Source organism: Chryseobacterium nepalense (assembly GCF_023195755.1).
Classification (GTDB): domain Bacteria; phylum Bacteroidota; class Bacteroidia; order Flavobacteriales; family Weeksellaceae; genus Chryseobacterium; species Chryseobacterium nepalense.
Window position 1 is genome coordinate 2,926,430 of record NZ_CP096203.1, and the last position, 13,428, is coordinate 2,939,857.

Sequence of the window (13,428 nt, forward strand, 5' to 3'; positions counted from 1 at the left end):
AAAATAAATTCTAATGAAAAAAATAATCAACACTGTAAATGCTCCTGCAGCAATCGGACCTTATTCACAAGCCAATATGGCAAACGGAATTTTATACATTTCGGGTCAGATTCCTGTAGATCCTGCAACAGGTAAATTGGTGGAAGGAATTGAAAAGGAAACACATCAGGTAATGAAAAATCTTGAAGCTATTCTTACGGAAGCAGGAATGACATTTAAAAATGTGGTGAAAGCAACCATTTTCCTTAAAAGTATGGATGATTTTGCAGTAATGAATGATATTTATGCATCTTATCTTGATGCAGAAAGCTTCCCGGCTCGTGAAACAGTACAGGTTTCTTGCCTGCCGAAAAATGTGGATATCGAAATTTCTATGATTGCTCATCAGGATTAATGAATTTTATAAGAAATACAATTGCGGTTATTGTAGGTCTGGGAATTGCCGGGCTTATTATTACTCTTGGGATAAGGGTGTTTCCGCAATGGATTACTTTTGAAGCTTTTGCTCCCTTTGAGCATTGGGAAAGATTTCTTCAAAGCATGCAGAATGATGATGCATTCTTTGGTTTCCTTTTGTTTATTTCAGGACTGGGAACAACAGTAGGAGGCGTTGCTACAGCGATGATTGTAAAATATGCGAAGGTGGCTTATGCTATTCTAATCGGTTTCATCATGTTATTTCTGGCTATGCTGGATATTATTATTTTCCCGTATCATCCTACCTTCTATAAAATTTCCATTTTCTTAACTTTTTTCCCGTTTTCATGGATAGGAGGAAAGATTGTAGAAATTATTTATGAACGTAAGAATAAAAGAAGAATTTCCGAAAAAGTAAATCAATCATAAAAAACATAAAAAAACGCTGCCAACGGCAGCGTTTTTTATTGATATGAATGTGAATATTTGTTAAGGCATTTTAAATCCTCTGGTATAAATTTGTCCGTAAGCATCCACAAATTTTACCGATACATTCCCTGAATATTTATCAAGAATCTTTTCTACATCTTTTTGCGAATTCACAGGCTTGCCATTAACCTCAATAACAATATAGTTGTCTACGATTCCTATTTTAGCAATCTCGCTTCCTTCTGTGACATTTGTCGCAATTACGCCACTATTTAATCCGTAATCTGTTTTAAATCTCTCATCAAGAGGTTTGAATTCAGCTCCGATTTTTTCTGTAACACTAAGGTCTGCTTTAGTTCTTGTTGAGGTTCCGCCTTTCTGATCTTTCAGCGTTACGGTAGTCATGTTTTCTTTTCCGTTTCTTACATAAGTTACCGAAACTTTATCACCAGGACGTTTGCTTCCAATGGCAATTGATAGGTCTGCAAAGTCCGTTACAGCAGTATTGTCGATTTTCGTAATAACGTCACCTACTTTTAATCCTGCATCTTCAGCGCCGCTGTTATCTCCGAAACCGGTTACATACACTCCGGAGCCAGCTTTGATATTGGTTTTTTTCTCTTTATTATAAGCAGCTACCTGCATGTCATTGGATAAATCTAATGACTGTACGCCCAGGAAGCCTCGCTGTACAATACCGAATTTCTTGATATCTTCAATAATTTTTCTTGCTAAATTGGATGGAACGGCGAAACCGTAACCCTGATAATATCCTGTAGTAGACTGTATTGCAGAGTTGATACCGATAAGATCTCCGTTCGTATTCACCAAAGCACCTCCTGAATTTCCGGGGTTAATGGCTGCGTCGGTTTGGATAAAGCTTTCAATAGGGTTGGCTGCTTTGCCTTGTGAGCTTAAAATTCCTATACCCCTTCCTTTTGCAGAAATAATTCCGGCCGTTACAGTAGAATTCAATCCAAGTGGATTTCCTACGGCAAGTACCCATTGTCCAACTTCAATATTATCTGAATTAGCAAAATTCAGGTAAGGAAGCCCTTTTTCTTCGATTTTTAGTAAAGAAATATCGGTGTTTGGGTCAGTGCCGACTAGAGTAGCAATGTAAGATTTTTTATTGCTTAAAACGACCTCGAGTTTATTAGCTCCTGCCACAACGTGGTTGTTTGAAATAATATAACCATCAGGAGAAATGATTACTCCGGAACCCATTCCTGAAGGCATATTATCAGGAACCTGTTGCTGCTGTCGTTGTCTTTGCTGTCCTCTTCCTCCGAAAGGATCCCCGAAAAAGAAATCAAATAAATCCTGCTCGGAAGCTCTGTTGGCCGTTCTGGACTGGTAATTTTTAATGGTTACTACGGCAGGAACAGTAGTTTTTGCTGCTTTCACGAAATCATCACCCACAGCAGATGAATTCATCCCAGCAAAGGTAACATCAGAAGCCGATTTGGTAAAGTATGACTGGTCCGCACTGTTGGAGTCATGATTAAAATATTGTAAGGTTCCAACGGTAGTAGCTCCTGAGATCACTCCTACTACGGCAAATGGTAATAGCTTTTTTAAAGTACTCTTCATTATATATCTTTCTTATTTAATTATTATGTGAAATTTTCATTATTGTTGTGAACAAATTTAATGCTAAATAAGTATGCACTTGGTATGTAATGTTTTAATTTTAACTAAAATTTAACAGCAATTGTAATACTTTATATAGTTTCCTGTAAATTTGAAATCTTAATTAACGAAACTTAAAAAAAACTTAATGACATTATGACATATGGATGTCTTTATTGTCATAAAGTTAAATTTAATTGAGTGTTATAACACCAAAACAATACCACATCACCCGCCGATATGACAATTGTTATTTTTTCAATAGTTAGAAAATAATTATCTTTGCAAAAATTTTCTCACTTAAACGTTTATAGCATGCAACTGTACAACACCTTAAGCGCAGAAGAAAGAGCTCGACTTATAGATGAGGCCGGAAAAGAGCGTCTTACATTATCTTTCTATGCGTATGCCAAAATTGAAGATCCTAAAAAATTTCGTGACGATTTATTTATAGCCTGGAATGCGCTGGATGCATTAGGACGGATTTATGTTGCTCATGAAGGTATTAATGCTCAGATGAGTGTTCCTGCGGATAATTTTGATGCATTTCGTGAAACGCTTGAGGCATATGAGTTCATGCGGGGTATTCGTCTTAATGTAGCAGTGGAGCAGGATAATCATTCATTCTTAAAATTAACCATCAAAGTCAGAAATAAAATCGTTGCCGATGGTCTGAACGATGAAACTTTTGATGTTACCAATAAAGGCGTTCATTTAAAGGCAAAAGAATTTAATGAATTGCTTGAAGATCCTAATACGATTGTTGTAGATTTCAGAAATCACTATGAAAGCGAAGTAGGCCATTTTGAAGGGGCCATCACGCCGGATGTTGAAAATTTCAGAGAAAGCCTGCCTATTATCAACGAACAACTACAGGATTTCAAAGAAGATAAAAACCTCTTGATGTACTGTACCGGAGGAATCCGTTGTGAAAAGGCAAGTGCCTATTTCAAGCATCAGGGTTTTAAAAATGTTTTCCAGCTGGAAGGAGGAATTATTGAATATACCCGCCAGATTAAAGAAGAGGGGATTCAGAGTAAATTTATCGGAAAAAATTTTGTGTTTGACCACAGGTTAGGTGAGCGAATTACCGACGATATTATTGCACAGTGCCACCAGTGCGGAAAACCGTGTGACAACCATACCAATTGTGCAAACGATGCCTGTCATTTATTGTTTATTCAGTGTGACGAGTGTAAGACGGCGATGGAAAACTGCTGTTCCACAGAATGCCAGGAAACAATTCATATGCCATGGGAAGAACAGGTAAAACTGAGAAAAGGACTGCAGGTTGGAAATAAAGTTTTCAGAAAAGGAAAATCCGAAGCATTGAAGTTTAAAAAGTCAGGTGATTTACCGGATGTGCCTTTAGCAAAAGCAGCAAAACCTGAAACAAAGGATATCCGCCAGAAAATCAAAATCAAAAAAACATTGATCGGAAAAGCAGAGCATTACTATTCAAAATCTAAAATTGCCCAGTTCTTAATTGAGAATGGTGAGCTTGCCGTAGGGGATAAGGTTTTGATTTCCGGGCCTACAACAGGGGAACAGGAAGTGACAATATCTGATATTTTTGTTAACGGAAATTTTAACAATCTTGCAAAAGCTGGAGATCAGATTACTTTCGGGCTTCCTTTCAGAGTTCGTTTATCGGACAAATTATATAAAATTACCGAGTAATGTTTTAGGCCTTGAAACTCCGTAGAGTTTTGTCTGTGTAGAACAAAGTTTTGAAAATAATAAAATGGCGCTCCGTAGGAGCGCTATCTTTTTTATAAATTTAGTTATGAAAAAATCTGAGCTTAGAAAAAAATATTTGGAGAAGAGAAAGTTCTTTTCTGATGAAGAAATCTTTCAGAAATCTGAAAATATCTTTAAAAATTTTATTGAATATTTCAAACCTTTACCGCAGCAAAAAGCACACATTTTCATTCCTATTAATAAATTCAGGGAAATTAATACCCGGTTTTTCACAAGTTATTTTTTTAGTCGAAATATCAGGGTATTTGTGCCTAAGATAGTTGATACAATGCTGATTTCCGTAGAAATTTTTGAGGATACGGCATTCTTGTTAAATCAATGGGGTATCTTGGAGCCTGTTAGCAATGATGATTCAGGGATTACAGATTTTGATTATGTAATTACCCCTTTGCTGTATGCTGATAAAAACGGCAATAGAGTAGGATACGGAAAAGGTTTTTATGATGATTTTTTCAGAAATATTTCTTCGGAATCAAAAAAAATCGGAGTTAATTATTTTAACCCCGATGAAAATATCGATGATGTCCGGAAAGAGGACATTTCTTTGGATTATCTGGTTACACCTACCGATGTACTGTCTTTTTTTAATAAAGGATTGGAATAAAAGTTCAGAAAGAAAAATTTAAACTCCTTTTTTGTATTCGGTGTGGAAACAAGAATGTATTGTGCATTTTTCTCAAACGTGCCCAACGTTTTATTCTTATTGTCGAAATATTCTACACTAAATTTTGCAAAATCCAGCGTATCCTGATTATAGATGTCTTTATATACTTCCAGGTTATTTACCTTAACGGTTTTTACCTTCAGGCTGTCCAGCTCATGAAAAAGATTTTTGAAAGTAAGACTGTCAGGTTTATGAAAATAACTCTGCATCTGGGAATAGATCAGGGTATCAATTTCCGTATTTTTATTTCCGGATAAATACAGTGTTGACAGGTCAAGAAGTTCCTGAACTTTTTGTTTGGTAATGTAATTAATAGCCTGTGCGCTATCCATCTGTACTGCAGGATAGGTTTTGGTATTATTGCTGTTTCGAAGCTTGTCCAGGTCACTTATTTCAGTTTTTTTGTTGTTACAGGAAACAAATGCAAGAAGCAGAACTGTAAATATTAAAAAGTTATTTATTCTTTTCATCTGTTGCAATTTTAAATTTGATGGAGATGATTTTTCCGTTATTGTCTTTTTTCATTTCAATAACACTTAAATTTTTCAGGGATGTAGTAGGGGTTGTTACCAGGGTAATATATTTTTGTTTGTCCAGCCTTTCTATTCCGTAGATATTATTGTCATAAATTTGGTAAATAACAGCATTACTGCTGATGAGGCTTTCCAGCTGATTTCTTTTTCTTTTGAGTTCCTCAGGATCTCCATTAGCATCTTTAATAGAGAAATAATAGGCCGCCATCTTATAATCATCCGGTTTCAATTCAATAATTTCTTCATCTGGTGCGTTTTCCAGGCTTCTGTTGATTTCCAGGTACTCATAAAATGGTGAACTGATCTGCATTTTCAGATTCTTATCCTTCGTAGAGTAATAAAAACATTCTCCAGGCTTGATTTTATAAAGAATCGGGGATTCGTTTTCCTTGATCACTTTAATTTCGATGGTGTTTACAACACCAACCCCTCTGTCTGCGTCAGTGAAACAGTATTTATATGTTTTTGAAAAAATAACATCTTTGAATCCCAAAAGCCCTGTAAGAATTACCAGAACAGAGGTTACAAGAGCCCAGACGTTTTTTCGAACGAAGCTTTTCTTTGGTTTCGACTCATTGGTGCTAATTGCGATAGGCAATTCTTGTTTTTGATTAATTATTTGATTTTCAGTAATTGATTTTTGTAAATCTGTATTTTCAGGTGCTTTTCGGTCCTGTTTTTGAACTGAAATTTCATCTGCTGAGAAAACAGGGGATTCTGAAACTGTTTTTTCAATTTCAACAAGATCTTCATCGGTCATTTCTTCATCATCCTTTAGAAATTCTCCGGCAAAAAGGTGTTGCTTTTTGAATTCGTACCAAGACTCATAACCCGCATAAATACTCAATAAATTAAGCATATCAATTCTGGGTAATTTGGTAACGGGTGAATTTTTAAAATAGGTATAAAAAGATTTTTCGCTGATGTTTCCTTTCGCTTTTTTGCGAAGGTCTTCCTGAAAATAAATGATATCAATTCCCTTCCATTTAGAAATATCATCATAGGAAGGGGTATGTTCTTTCAGGTATTGAGCCTGTACATCCTTTTTCAGCTGCTCAAAGTGTAATAAATCTAAATCAGTCAATTTATTTTAAAATAATTAAATTATTGATTATCATGTATATTTATTTGTAAATCTATTTTACAAAGGTATTACAATTATTTTTCTTAAACAAATTTTCTATCTGCTATACCTTTGTCTCGTTCAAATAACCGAACAGAGAAAAGATTTTATAAAACAATATTAACAAAATTAAATTTAATTTATTATGAAAAAGTCATTATTCGTAGCTGCTATCGCTGCTATCTCTTTAGTTGCTTGTAAAAAAACTGAAACTAACTCAACTGACGCTTCTAAAGATTCAGTAAACGCTACTGCTGATTCAGCTACTACAGCTATCGATTCTACAGCTGATGCTACTGTAGATTCAGTAAAAGCTAACGCTGATGCTGCTAAAGATTCAGTTAAAGCTGATGCTAAAGTAGCTAAAGAAGAAGTTAAAGCTGAAGCTAAGAAAGAAGAAGCTGCTAAATAATTAAAGCACGCTTTAAAAATAAAAGAACCGCTCACTCAGTGATGCGGTTTTTTTATGCTCAAAATTCTCCAATATGGTAATACTGCAGTTATCAAACTGTTTTTTGTCTCAGTGCTTCATAGCAGGTAATAGCTACGGCATTACTCAGATTCAGTGAATCGATGCTTCCCGTCATAGGAATGAGGGTGTTTTTTCCTTTTCCTATCCAGAAGTCACTCAGGCCAGAATGCTCCGTTCCAAATACCACAGCTGATTTCTCTTTGAAATCTCTTGTATATAGATCTTTTGAACTTTCATCCATAATGGTAGTGTAAATTTCATAACCGTTTTTACTCAGGAACTCTAAAGTCTCCTCATTTGCTGCCTGAAAAACGTTCATTCCGAAAAGACAGCCTACACTTGATCTTATGACATTGGGATTGTAAAAATCTGTTTTTCCGTCGGAAACAATAAGTCCGTCAATCCCAAAAGCTTCACAACTCCTTAAAATGGCGCCTAAATTTCCGGGCTTCTCAACACCCTCTACCACAATGATCGTAGAATCTGCTTTAGGCTTAAATGAAAATAAATCGGTTTCTTTTGTTTTATAAACCCCGATAATTCCTTCTGAGCTTCCGCGGTATGCAATCTTTTCATACACTTTTTCGCTTACAAGATGAATTTTACCTTTTGGAAATTCTTTCTGAAAGATATTTTCACATATGAAAAACTCAACAGGTTCAAAACCGAAGGTTTGTGCCCTCTCATTTTCCTGCTGTCCTTCCACCGCAAAAACTTCCGACTTTTTACGAAATCTGTTATCGGTAAGGAGTTTAGTAATGTATTTTACTTTTTCGTTCTGAAAACTTTCTATTAACATGTTGCAAAATTATGTAAAATCTTTTTAAGATCCCTCTGATAAATGCGCCTTAAGATTAAGCTCCGGCCGAAGGCCAGAGCTTAATCTTAAGGCTATATTGAAAATTTACTCCCCGGAAATATCAAGATGTACCTGCGAGCTGTCGATAAGGCTCTGTGGGAGTTCTTTTTTGTTTTTTATCCCCAGCTGCTTAAGTTTTTGAGTTTGTATTACCAGATTGTCATTTCCTGTAGATAGCTGTTTAAATGCATCATTATAAACATTTTTCGCCAGATCAAGATTTTTACCTACTTTTTCCAGGTTGTCTATAAAACCGACAAATTTATCATACAGCCGGGCGCCGCGGTCTGCGATTTCCATAGAGTTCCGGTTCTGGTATTCACGTTTCCAGAGATCGGAGATCAGTTTTAGGGAAGTGATCAGATTACTTGGATTCAATAATAAAATCCGTCTTTCGTATGCATAATTCCAGAGATCCTGGTCTGCCTGCATTGCTGCAATATAAGCCGGTTCGCTCGGAATGAACATCATTACGAAATCAAGAGATTTCCCGTAATCATCGTAAGCTTTCTGGCTCAGTTGAGCGATATGGTTTTTGATGGATGACAGATGCTGGTTCAGTTTTATACGATATACATCCTGATCGGCTTCATCCACAAGCTCAGTAAAAGCGGTAAGAGAAACTTTTGAATCAATAATTACATTTCGTTCGTCCGGATATTTTACCACGGCGTCGGGGCGCATTTTCTTACCGGAGAATTCTGAAAACAGTGCTTTATTGTCTTCGTCTCTGAGCTCGTGTTCCAGGAAATATTCCCTGCCTTTTACCAGCCCTGATTTTTCAAGGATACTTTCAAGGATCATTTCTCCCCAGTTACCCTGCGTTTTGCTTTCGCCTTTCAAGGCACGGGTCAATTTTTTGGCATCTTCTGAAATTTGCTGATTCAGCTCGGCGAGTTCTTTAACTCTTTCTGCCAGTGAAAAGCGCTCTTTATTTTCTTTTTCATAGGCTTCATTAACACGGTTTTTGAGATCAGTAATTTTTTCCTGAAAAGGCTCCAGGATGGTTTTGAGATTATGCTGATTCAGAGTGGTGAATTTTTCTGCCTTTTCTTCTAAAATTTTATTGGCGAGATTCTCAAACTGCAATTTGGATTCTTCCTGAATTTTGGTTATTTCCTGTTTTTGGGTTTCAAGAGATTTCTGTAAGCTTTCATTGATAGCAGAAATTTCAGAGTTTTTTGCAAAGAGTGCCTGTTTCTCTGTCAGAAGACTTTCAATCTGGGAAGTTTGCTTTAAATGTATTTGTTTTTGCTCAGTAAACTGGGTGTTCAATGAGGTGTATTCTGCTGAAATTTTTGCAAATTCATTTTTTAAGTCATTCAAAAGGTCGGTTTGCTGAAGGGTTATTTCTTTATCATTCATGATTTGTAGATTCAGCTCCTGGATTTTGAGATTTGAATTTTCCAGATCAGAATTGCTTTTGATATAAAGATTATTCAGTTCGTCAAAGGATTTTCTTGAAATCATTGACGATTTTAAGGCAAAATACTGAATGACAGACCCGATAAATCCGCCTGCGATACATCCTAATATTAAATATGTGATCTCCATTTTTCAAAATTACAAAAAGCAAAGCTGATTTCTTTTGCGGGAAACCGTAAGTTTTAATTTGGGAATAAAATTTTAAATAGTATTTTATTAAAAGGTTTTACAGCTCGTTTCAAAACGTATATTTGTACTGTTATTATTGCATCCGTTTAATTTAAATATTCTTTAATGAAATTCTTAAGTATTGCAGCCATTATTTTTTCAGCCGTATTATCAGGGCAGGATTTTGCTAATTATGCTAAATATGAAAAACAAAATCAGGAAATTTTATCCCAAAATATTGCTCCGAATACGGTTTTTATGGGTGATTCCATTACAGAGGGCTGGTTTTCTACAGATCCGTCATTCTTTACAAAACATAATTTTGTAGGGAGAGGAATCAGCGGGCAGGTTACTTCGCAGATGCTTTTGAGATTCAGGGAAGATGTTATTAATCTGAAACCGAAACGCGTAATTATTCTTGCAGGAACAAATGATATTGCAGAAAATCAGGGGCCGATTTCTCTGGATAAAGTATTTGGAAATATTGTTTCAATGGTAGAACTTGCAGAAGCAAATAACATTAAAGTTGTTTTATGCTCTCTTCTTCCTGCATATGATTTTGGGTGGAGAAAGGGTATGCATCCCGCAGAAAAAGTAATTGCCCTCAATAAAATGATTGAGAATTACGCCAAAAAGCGAAATATTCCCTATATAGATTATCATTCCGAAATGAAAGACTCACGGAACGGACTTGATAAAATTTATACGGAAGACGAAATTCATCCTACCGCAAAAGGGTATGAGAAAATGGAATCTATTCTGATTAAAAAATTAGGAATAAAATAGTCTGTTTATAAATTCTTAGTTGAGGCAAGAATCTCAATGTTTTTCACAACATTGTTGCTTTCGCATTTTTTTAATTCTTTAAGCAGGGCTGAAGTTGTAAATTTTGGATTAATAATCTGCGTGGCAACTTTTGCTGCGGCATAATCAATGATGCCAATAACGGATTCACGTAAAAATGCGGGAGTATTTGAAGTGATAACGGCTGATGCCCATGAGGTTTCCCTGGCTTTTGAAATGGCAAAATCCAGAACGGTATTGTCTTTGCCGTTTGAAATTTTATCAACTAAATCTACAGGATAGCAGATTGTATTCAATGAATCCTGAACATTTTGGTTGATCGATGCAATAACGTTGTTGATGTTTTCGAAATCTTTTTTTAAAGGATTAATTTTCCGGTACGGCATAATGGACGCTGCAGAAACTCCGAGGTCAAGATTGATATGAGCATTCATGCCGAGAAAAATATGCTGGAGAATCAACAGGTTTTGATTCTTTGCCGCTTCAAATGCGATATACCATGAATTGGTACATTTTTTACCTTTGGAATACGCTTCCCATGCCTCAAGATAACGGGTGGCAAAGGCAATATCAAGCTGTATCATTCTGGCATTGTCCTCGAATTTTTTCTGCTGGATTCCTTTCAGAACCGCTGCGGTCATGATTCGGTAGGTGCAGGCAAAATATCCGATGGGACTTTGGTTTTGTTTGGCCCAAAGGATAATGTCGTCTAATTTTTTAAGAACTTCTTCAATGGTTTTCATGGTTTTGTTTCTTTTAATAAATATAATAAAACCTCACAAATTATGCGAGGCTGTGTTTGGATAATTTATATAGCTAAGACGCTATTATCTTAGTAAAAGAATAAATATTAAAACATTTAAAACTGTTGCTATAAAAGTTGCAAGAAAGACCACGATATTATCCCTTGTTTTCCGTGTTATGGATTTTATGATCAGATAATTGATGATATAAACCGGAACAAGCAAATAAAAATGAAATGCTGCCAGGAACTCAAATTGATATAAGCATAGGAGAAGAATGACAGAACTTGCAACCGTTGAAACCATAATTCCTAATATACTGAATAGAATCGTGTCCGAATCAACTTTTAGGTTTTCAACATTCTTGCTGATGTGACCATACTTCTGATGAATCATTAAATGGATTTCCTTTTTAGTGTATATATCAGAATCGATCTGTCTGAGGCATTCCAGTTCAGGAGATTTATTCATATAATGCTGATGAATTTCCCGAATAATTCTATTTCTTTCATCCAATGTCTTTTTTTGATCCTCAACTTTTAACTGAAAATCTTCCAAAGAGCCTCTTTTTTTAATCTCTTCTAATAGCTCATTACTTGGCTTACCTTGGTAATCAATTTGATTTTTATATGACTCAATAAGATCTTGCTCTGAAAACTTAGTGTAAAATCCCATTTGATTACGGATTTTCTTTTGCAATTTCCTTATGATGCTTTAAATACATCGGCAACGCAGCCGATCCATACCACGGGAAAATTTCATAACTGAAAACTCCGGCCATTACAGCAGGATCAGTTTTTACCCATTGTTCTGCTTCTTCTTTTGATTGAGTGTTGAAGATAAACATACCACGATAGTCTTCTTTATTTTTCTCTAAAAAAGGACCTGCAACAACAATTTTCCCTTCGTCGGAAAGTTTCCTGATATTGGCTAAATGTCCTTTCATTAATTCTCCCATTTTGGTTTTATCCTCAACTTTTGCAGAGCCGGTAGTGAGCATTACGATAACGTAAGGCTTCATACCATATTGATCGGCTCCAAGCTTTGTGGCGAGTTCCTGGTTGAATATAGTTGAAGAAGCTGTGTCTGATGAATTCTTTCCCGGCTTTCCCGGTTCACCGTCTTTCCCTCTTGTAATGACACAGGAAAAGAGAAATGTAGACAGGAACAGTAGTAATAAAAGTTTTTTATAGCGTTTAATTTTTTATTCTTAGAAATTCCTTAGCCAGTTCAATCATTTTAGGATCACCGGTATATTTTCCATGTTCGTCGGAAAGTTTTACGGTAGGGATCCATTCTTTGTTCGGAGCCTGAACGCCTATTAATTTCATCACAATGTTCATAGGTTTTAAGCCTACATCATTGGTAAGATTGGTGCCAATTCCGAAAGATACCCCGATTTTTCCTTTGCAGTAGTTGGTGATTTCTTCTACTTTTTCAAGATTCAGCCCGTCGGAAAAAATGATATATTTAAATAAAGGATTAATTCCGTGTCTCTGGTAATGAGCAATTGTTTTGTCTGTAAACTCAAGAGGATCTCCACTGTCATGGCGCACTCCATCAAAAAGCTTGGCGAATTTTTTATCAAACTGCTTGAAAAAAACATCCGTGGTATAGGTGTCCGAAAGGGCTACCCCCAGATCACCCCGATAAACATCTACCCAATGTTCAAGAGCCAGTTCGTTAGCCATTTTAAAACCGTATTCTGCGGCGTGAAACATAAACCATTCATGGGCATGGGTTCCAATAGGCTTTACGCCGTATTTCATAGCGAAGTGTACGTTTGAACTTCCAATGAATGTAGAGTTTTTGTTCTGAGTAAGTGCTTCCATTACCAGGTTTTGCACTTTATGAGAATGTCTTCTCCTTGTTCCGAATTCAGCAAAATTAACTCCGAGTTTCTCCAAAGTGGCAGCTTTTTCCAATGTTCTGTTCATGATCACTTCATTAGAATCTCTTTCCATGTGGTTCATTTCATAATGAAGCTCACTGATTAAGGCTAACAAGGGCACTTCCCAAAGGATTGTTCTGTACCAAAGACCTTCCACGATAACGGAAAGCTCTGTTCCTTCCTGGTGTATTCTTACTTCAGAAGGATCATAATGATAGCCTTCCAGAAAATCAAGGTAAGGTAAATCGATATATGGACAGGTTCTCGCCATATATTTTTTTTCTTCTTTGGTAAGTTTTAGTTCCGCCATCTTATTAACTGCTTCCCGTAAAGCAATATCAAAACCGGCCGGAAACTGGTGTTTTCCGCGGTTGATGAATTCATATTTTACCACAGAACCAGGGAATAGTTTTACCACAGCATTCTGCATGGTAATTTTATAGAAATCATTATCAAGAATAGAATTTAATCGAACGCTGTGCATGATTGTGTAATTTATACGCAAAT

At 36.0% G+C, this 13,428-nt stretch carries 15 protein-coding genes; 6 read left to right on the forward strand and 9 right to left on the reverse strand.

The window, feature by feature from the left end; genetic code table 11:
• Window positions 1-13: 13 nt before the first annotated feature.
• The gene (locus M0D58_RS13010; RefSeq protein ID WP_029297852.1) at window positions 14-394 is read left to right on the forward strand and encodes a RidA family protein; all 381 of its coding nucleotides are present in this window, start codon (window positions 14-16) and stop codon (window positions 392-394) included.
• The gene (locus M0D58_RS13015) at window positions 394-846 is read left to right on the forward strand and encodes a hypothetical protein (RefSeq protein WP_248390098.1); all 453 of its coding nucleotides are present in this window, start codon (window positions 394-396) and stop codon (window positions 844-846) included. The genes M0D58_RS13010 and M0D58_RS13015 overlap by 1 nt, the downstream gene beginning before the upstream one ends.
• Before the next feature lie 60 nt (window positions 847-906).
• On the opposite strand, the gene M0D58_RS13020 is transcribed toward M0D58_RS13015, so the two are convergent.
• Entirely contained in the window at window positions 907-2,439 is a 1,533-nt protein-coding gene (locus M0D58_RS13020) for a trypsin-like peptidase domain-containing protein (RefSeq protein ID WP_248390101.1), read from the reverse strand.
• A gap of 354 nt (window positions 2,440-2,793) precedes the next feature.
• On the opposite strand from M0D58_RS13020, the gene trhO reads away from it, so the two are divergent.
• Window positions 2,794-4,158, forward strand: a complete 1,365-nt coding sequence (gene trhO / locus M0D58_RS13025) for an oxygen-dependent tRNA uridine(34) hydroxylase TrhO (protein ID WP_248390104.1) — start codon at window positions 2,794-2,796, stop codon at window positions 4,156-4,158.
• Between the two features lie 106 nt (window positions 4,159-4,264).
• Window positions 4,265-4,843 carry a 5-formyltetrahydrofolate cyclo-ligase gene (locus M0D58_RS13030; RefSeq protein WP_248390107.1) on the forward strand — a complete coding sequence of 193 codons (579 nt, stop codon included), beginning with the start codon at window positions 4,265-4,267 and terminating at the stop codon, window positions 4,841-4,843.
• Here M0D58_RS13030 and M0D58_RS13035 read toward each other — a convergent pair.
• Both M0D58_RS13035 and M0D58_RS13040 read right to left on the reverse strand, forming a co-directional pair.
• Complete coding sequence (locus M0D58_RS13035; RefSeq protein ID WP_248390110.1) at window positions 4,789-5,373, reverse strand: hypothetical protein; 585 nt, start codon at window positions 5,371-5,373, stop codon at window positions 4,789-4,791. The genes M0D58_RS13030 and M0D58_RS13035 overlap by 55 nt on opposite strands.
• Window positions 5,357-6,520: a hypothetical protein gene (locus M0D58_RS13040; protein WP_248390113.1), complete on the reverse strand. Its 1,164-nt coding sequence runs from the start codon at window positions 6,518-6,520 to the stop codon at window positions 5,357-5,359. The genes M0D58_RS13035 and M0D58_RS13040 overlap by 17 nt, the downstream gene beginning before the upstream one ends.
• A gap of 184 nt (window positions 6,521-6,704) precedes the next feature.
• On the opposite strand from M0D58_RS13040, the gene M0D58_RS13045 reads away from it, so the two are divergent.
• Window positions 6,705-6,971: a hypothetical protein gene (locus M0D58_RS13045; RefSeq protein WP_248390116.1), complete on the forward strand. Its 267-nt coding sequence runs from the start codon at window positions 6,705-6,707 to the stop codon at window positions 6,969-6,971.
• 91 nt (window positions 6,972-7,062) lie between these two features.
• Here the strand turns inward: M0D58_RS13045 and M0D58_RS13050 are convergent, their stop codons facing one another.
• A complete protein-coding gene (locus tag M0D58_RS13050) occupies window positions 7,063-7,830 on the reverse strand; it encodes a TrmH family RNA methyltransferase (protein WP_248390119.1) in 768 nt (255 codons plus the stop codon).
• Between the two features lie 105 nt (window positions 7,831-7,935).
• A complete protein-coding gene (locus M0D58_RS13055) occupies window positions 7,936-9,444 on the reverse strand; it encodes a DNA recombination protein RmuC (protein ID WP_248390121.1) in 1,509 nt (502 codons plus the stop codon).
• 165 nt (window positions 9,445-9,609) lie between these two features.
• Between M0D58_RS13055 and M0D58_RS13060 the strand changes: the two genes are divergently transcribed.
• Entirely contained in the window at window positions 9,610-10,269 is a 660-nt protein-coding gene (locus M0D58_RS13060) for an SGNH/GDSL hydrolase family protein (protein WP_248390124.1), read from the forward strand.
• A gap of 5 nt (window positions 10,270-10,274) precedes the next feature.
• Here the strand turns inward: M0D58_RS13060 and M0D58_RS13065 are convergent, their stop codons facing one another.
• The 4 genes from M0D58_RS13065 to pncB form a co-directional block, all read right to left on the reverse strand.
• A complete protein-coding gene (locus tag M0D58_RS13065) occupies window positions 10,275-11,030 on the reverse strand; it encodes a DUF5995 family protein (RefSeq protein ID WP_248390127.1) in 756 nt (251 codons plus the stop codon).
• A gap of 84 nt (window positions 11,031-11,114) precedes the next feature.
• The gene (locus tag M0D58_RS13070) at window positions 11,115-11,705 is read right to left on the reverse strand and encodes a hypothetical protein (RefSeq protein WP_248390130.1); all 591 of its coding nucleotides are present in this window, start codon (window positions 11,703-11,705) and stop codon (window positions 11,115-11,117) included.
• A 4-nt stretch (window positions 11,706-11,709) separates the two neighbouring features.
• Window positions 11,710-12,051 (reverse strand): YciI family protein, encoded by a 342-nt coding sequence (locus tag M0D58_RS13075; RefSeq protein ID WP_248390133.1) that lies wholly within the window; start codon window positions 12,049-12,051, stop codon window positions 11,710-11,712.
• A 175-nt stretch (window positions 12,052-12,226) separates the two neighbouring features.
• Window positions 12,227-13,405 (reverse strand): nicotinate phosphoribosyltransferase, encoded by a 1,179-nt coding sequence (gene pncB / locus M0D58_RS13080; protein ID WP_248390136.1) that lies wholly within the window; start codon window positions 13,403-13,405, stop codon window positions 12,227-12,229.
• Between the last annotated feature and the right edge of the window lie 23 nt (window positions 13,406-13,428).

Coding starts and splice junctions, on each gene's coding strand:
- M0D58_RS13045 (WP_248390116.1), top strand. CDS start 6,705: ATGAAAAAGTCATTATTCGTAGCTGCTATCGCTGCTATCTCTTTAGTT.
- trhO (WP_248390104.1), top strand. CDS start 2,794: ATGCAACTGTACAACACCTTAAGCGCAGAAGAAAGAGCTCGACTTATA.
- M0D58_RS13020 (WP_248390101.1), bottom strand. CDS start 2,439: ATGAAGAGTACTTTAAAAAAGCTATTACCATTTGCCGTAGTAGGAGTG.
- M0D58_RS13065 (WP_248390127.1), bottom strand. CDS start 11,030: ATGAAAACCATTGAAGAAGTTCTTAAAAAATTAGACGACATTATCCTT.
- M0D58_RS13055 (WP_248390121.1), bottom strand. CDS start 9,444: ATGGAGATCACATATTTAATATTAGGATGTATCGCAGGCGGATTTATC.
- M0D58_RS13010 (WP_029297852.1), top strand. CDS start 14: ATGAAAAAAATAATCAACACTGTAAATGCTCCTGCAGCAATCGGACCT.
- M0D58_RS13070 (WP_248390130.1), bottom strand. CDS start 11,705: ATGGGATTTTACACTAAGTTTTCAGAGCAAGATCTTATTGAGTCATAT.
- pncB (WP_248390136.1), bottom strand. CDS start 13,405: ATGCACAGCGTTCGATTAAATTCTATTCTTGATAATGATTTCTATAAA.
- M0D58_RS13060 (WP_248390124.1), top strand. CDS start 9,610: ATGAAATTCTTAAGTATTGCAGCCATTATTTTTTCAGCCGTATTATCA.
- M0D58_RS13035 (WP_248390110.1), bottom strand. CDS start 5,373: ATGAAAAGAATAAATAACTTTTTAATATTTACAGTTCTGCTTCTTGCA.
- M0D58_RS13030 (WP_248390107.1), top strand. CDS start 4,265: ATGAAAAAATCTGAGCTTAGAAAAAAATATTTGGAGAAGAGAAAGTTC.
- M0D58_RS13015 (WP_248390098.1), top strand. CDS start 394: ATGAATTTTATAAGAAATACAATTGCGGTTATTGTAGGTCTGGGAATT.
- M0D58_RS13075 (WP_248390133.1), bottom strand. CDS start 12,051: ATGAAGCCTTACGTTATCGTAATGCTCACTACCGGCTCTGCAAAAGTT.
- M0D58_RS13050 (WP_248390119.1), bottom strand. CDS start 7,830: ATGTTAATAGAAAGTTTTCAGAACGAAAAAGTAAAATACATTACTAAA.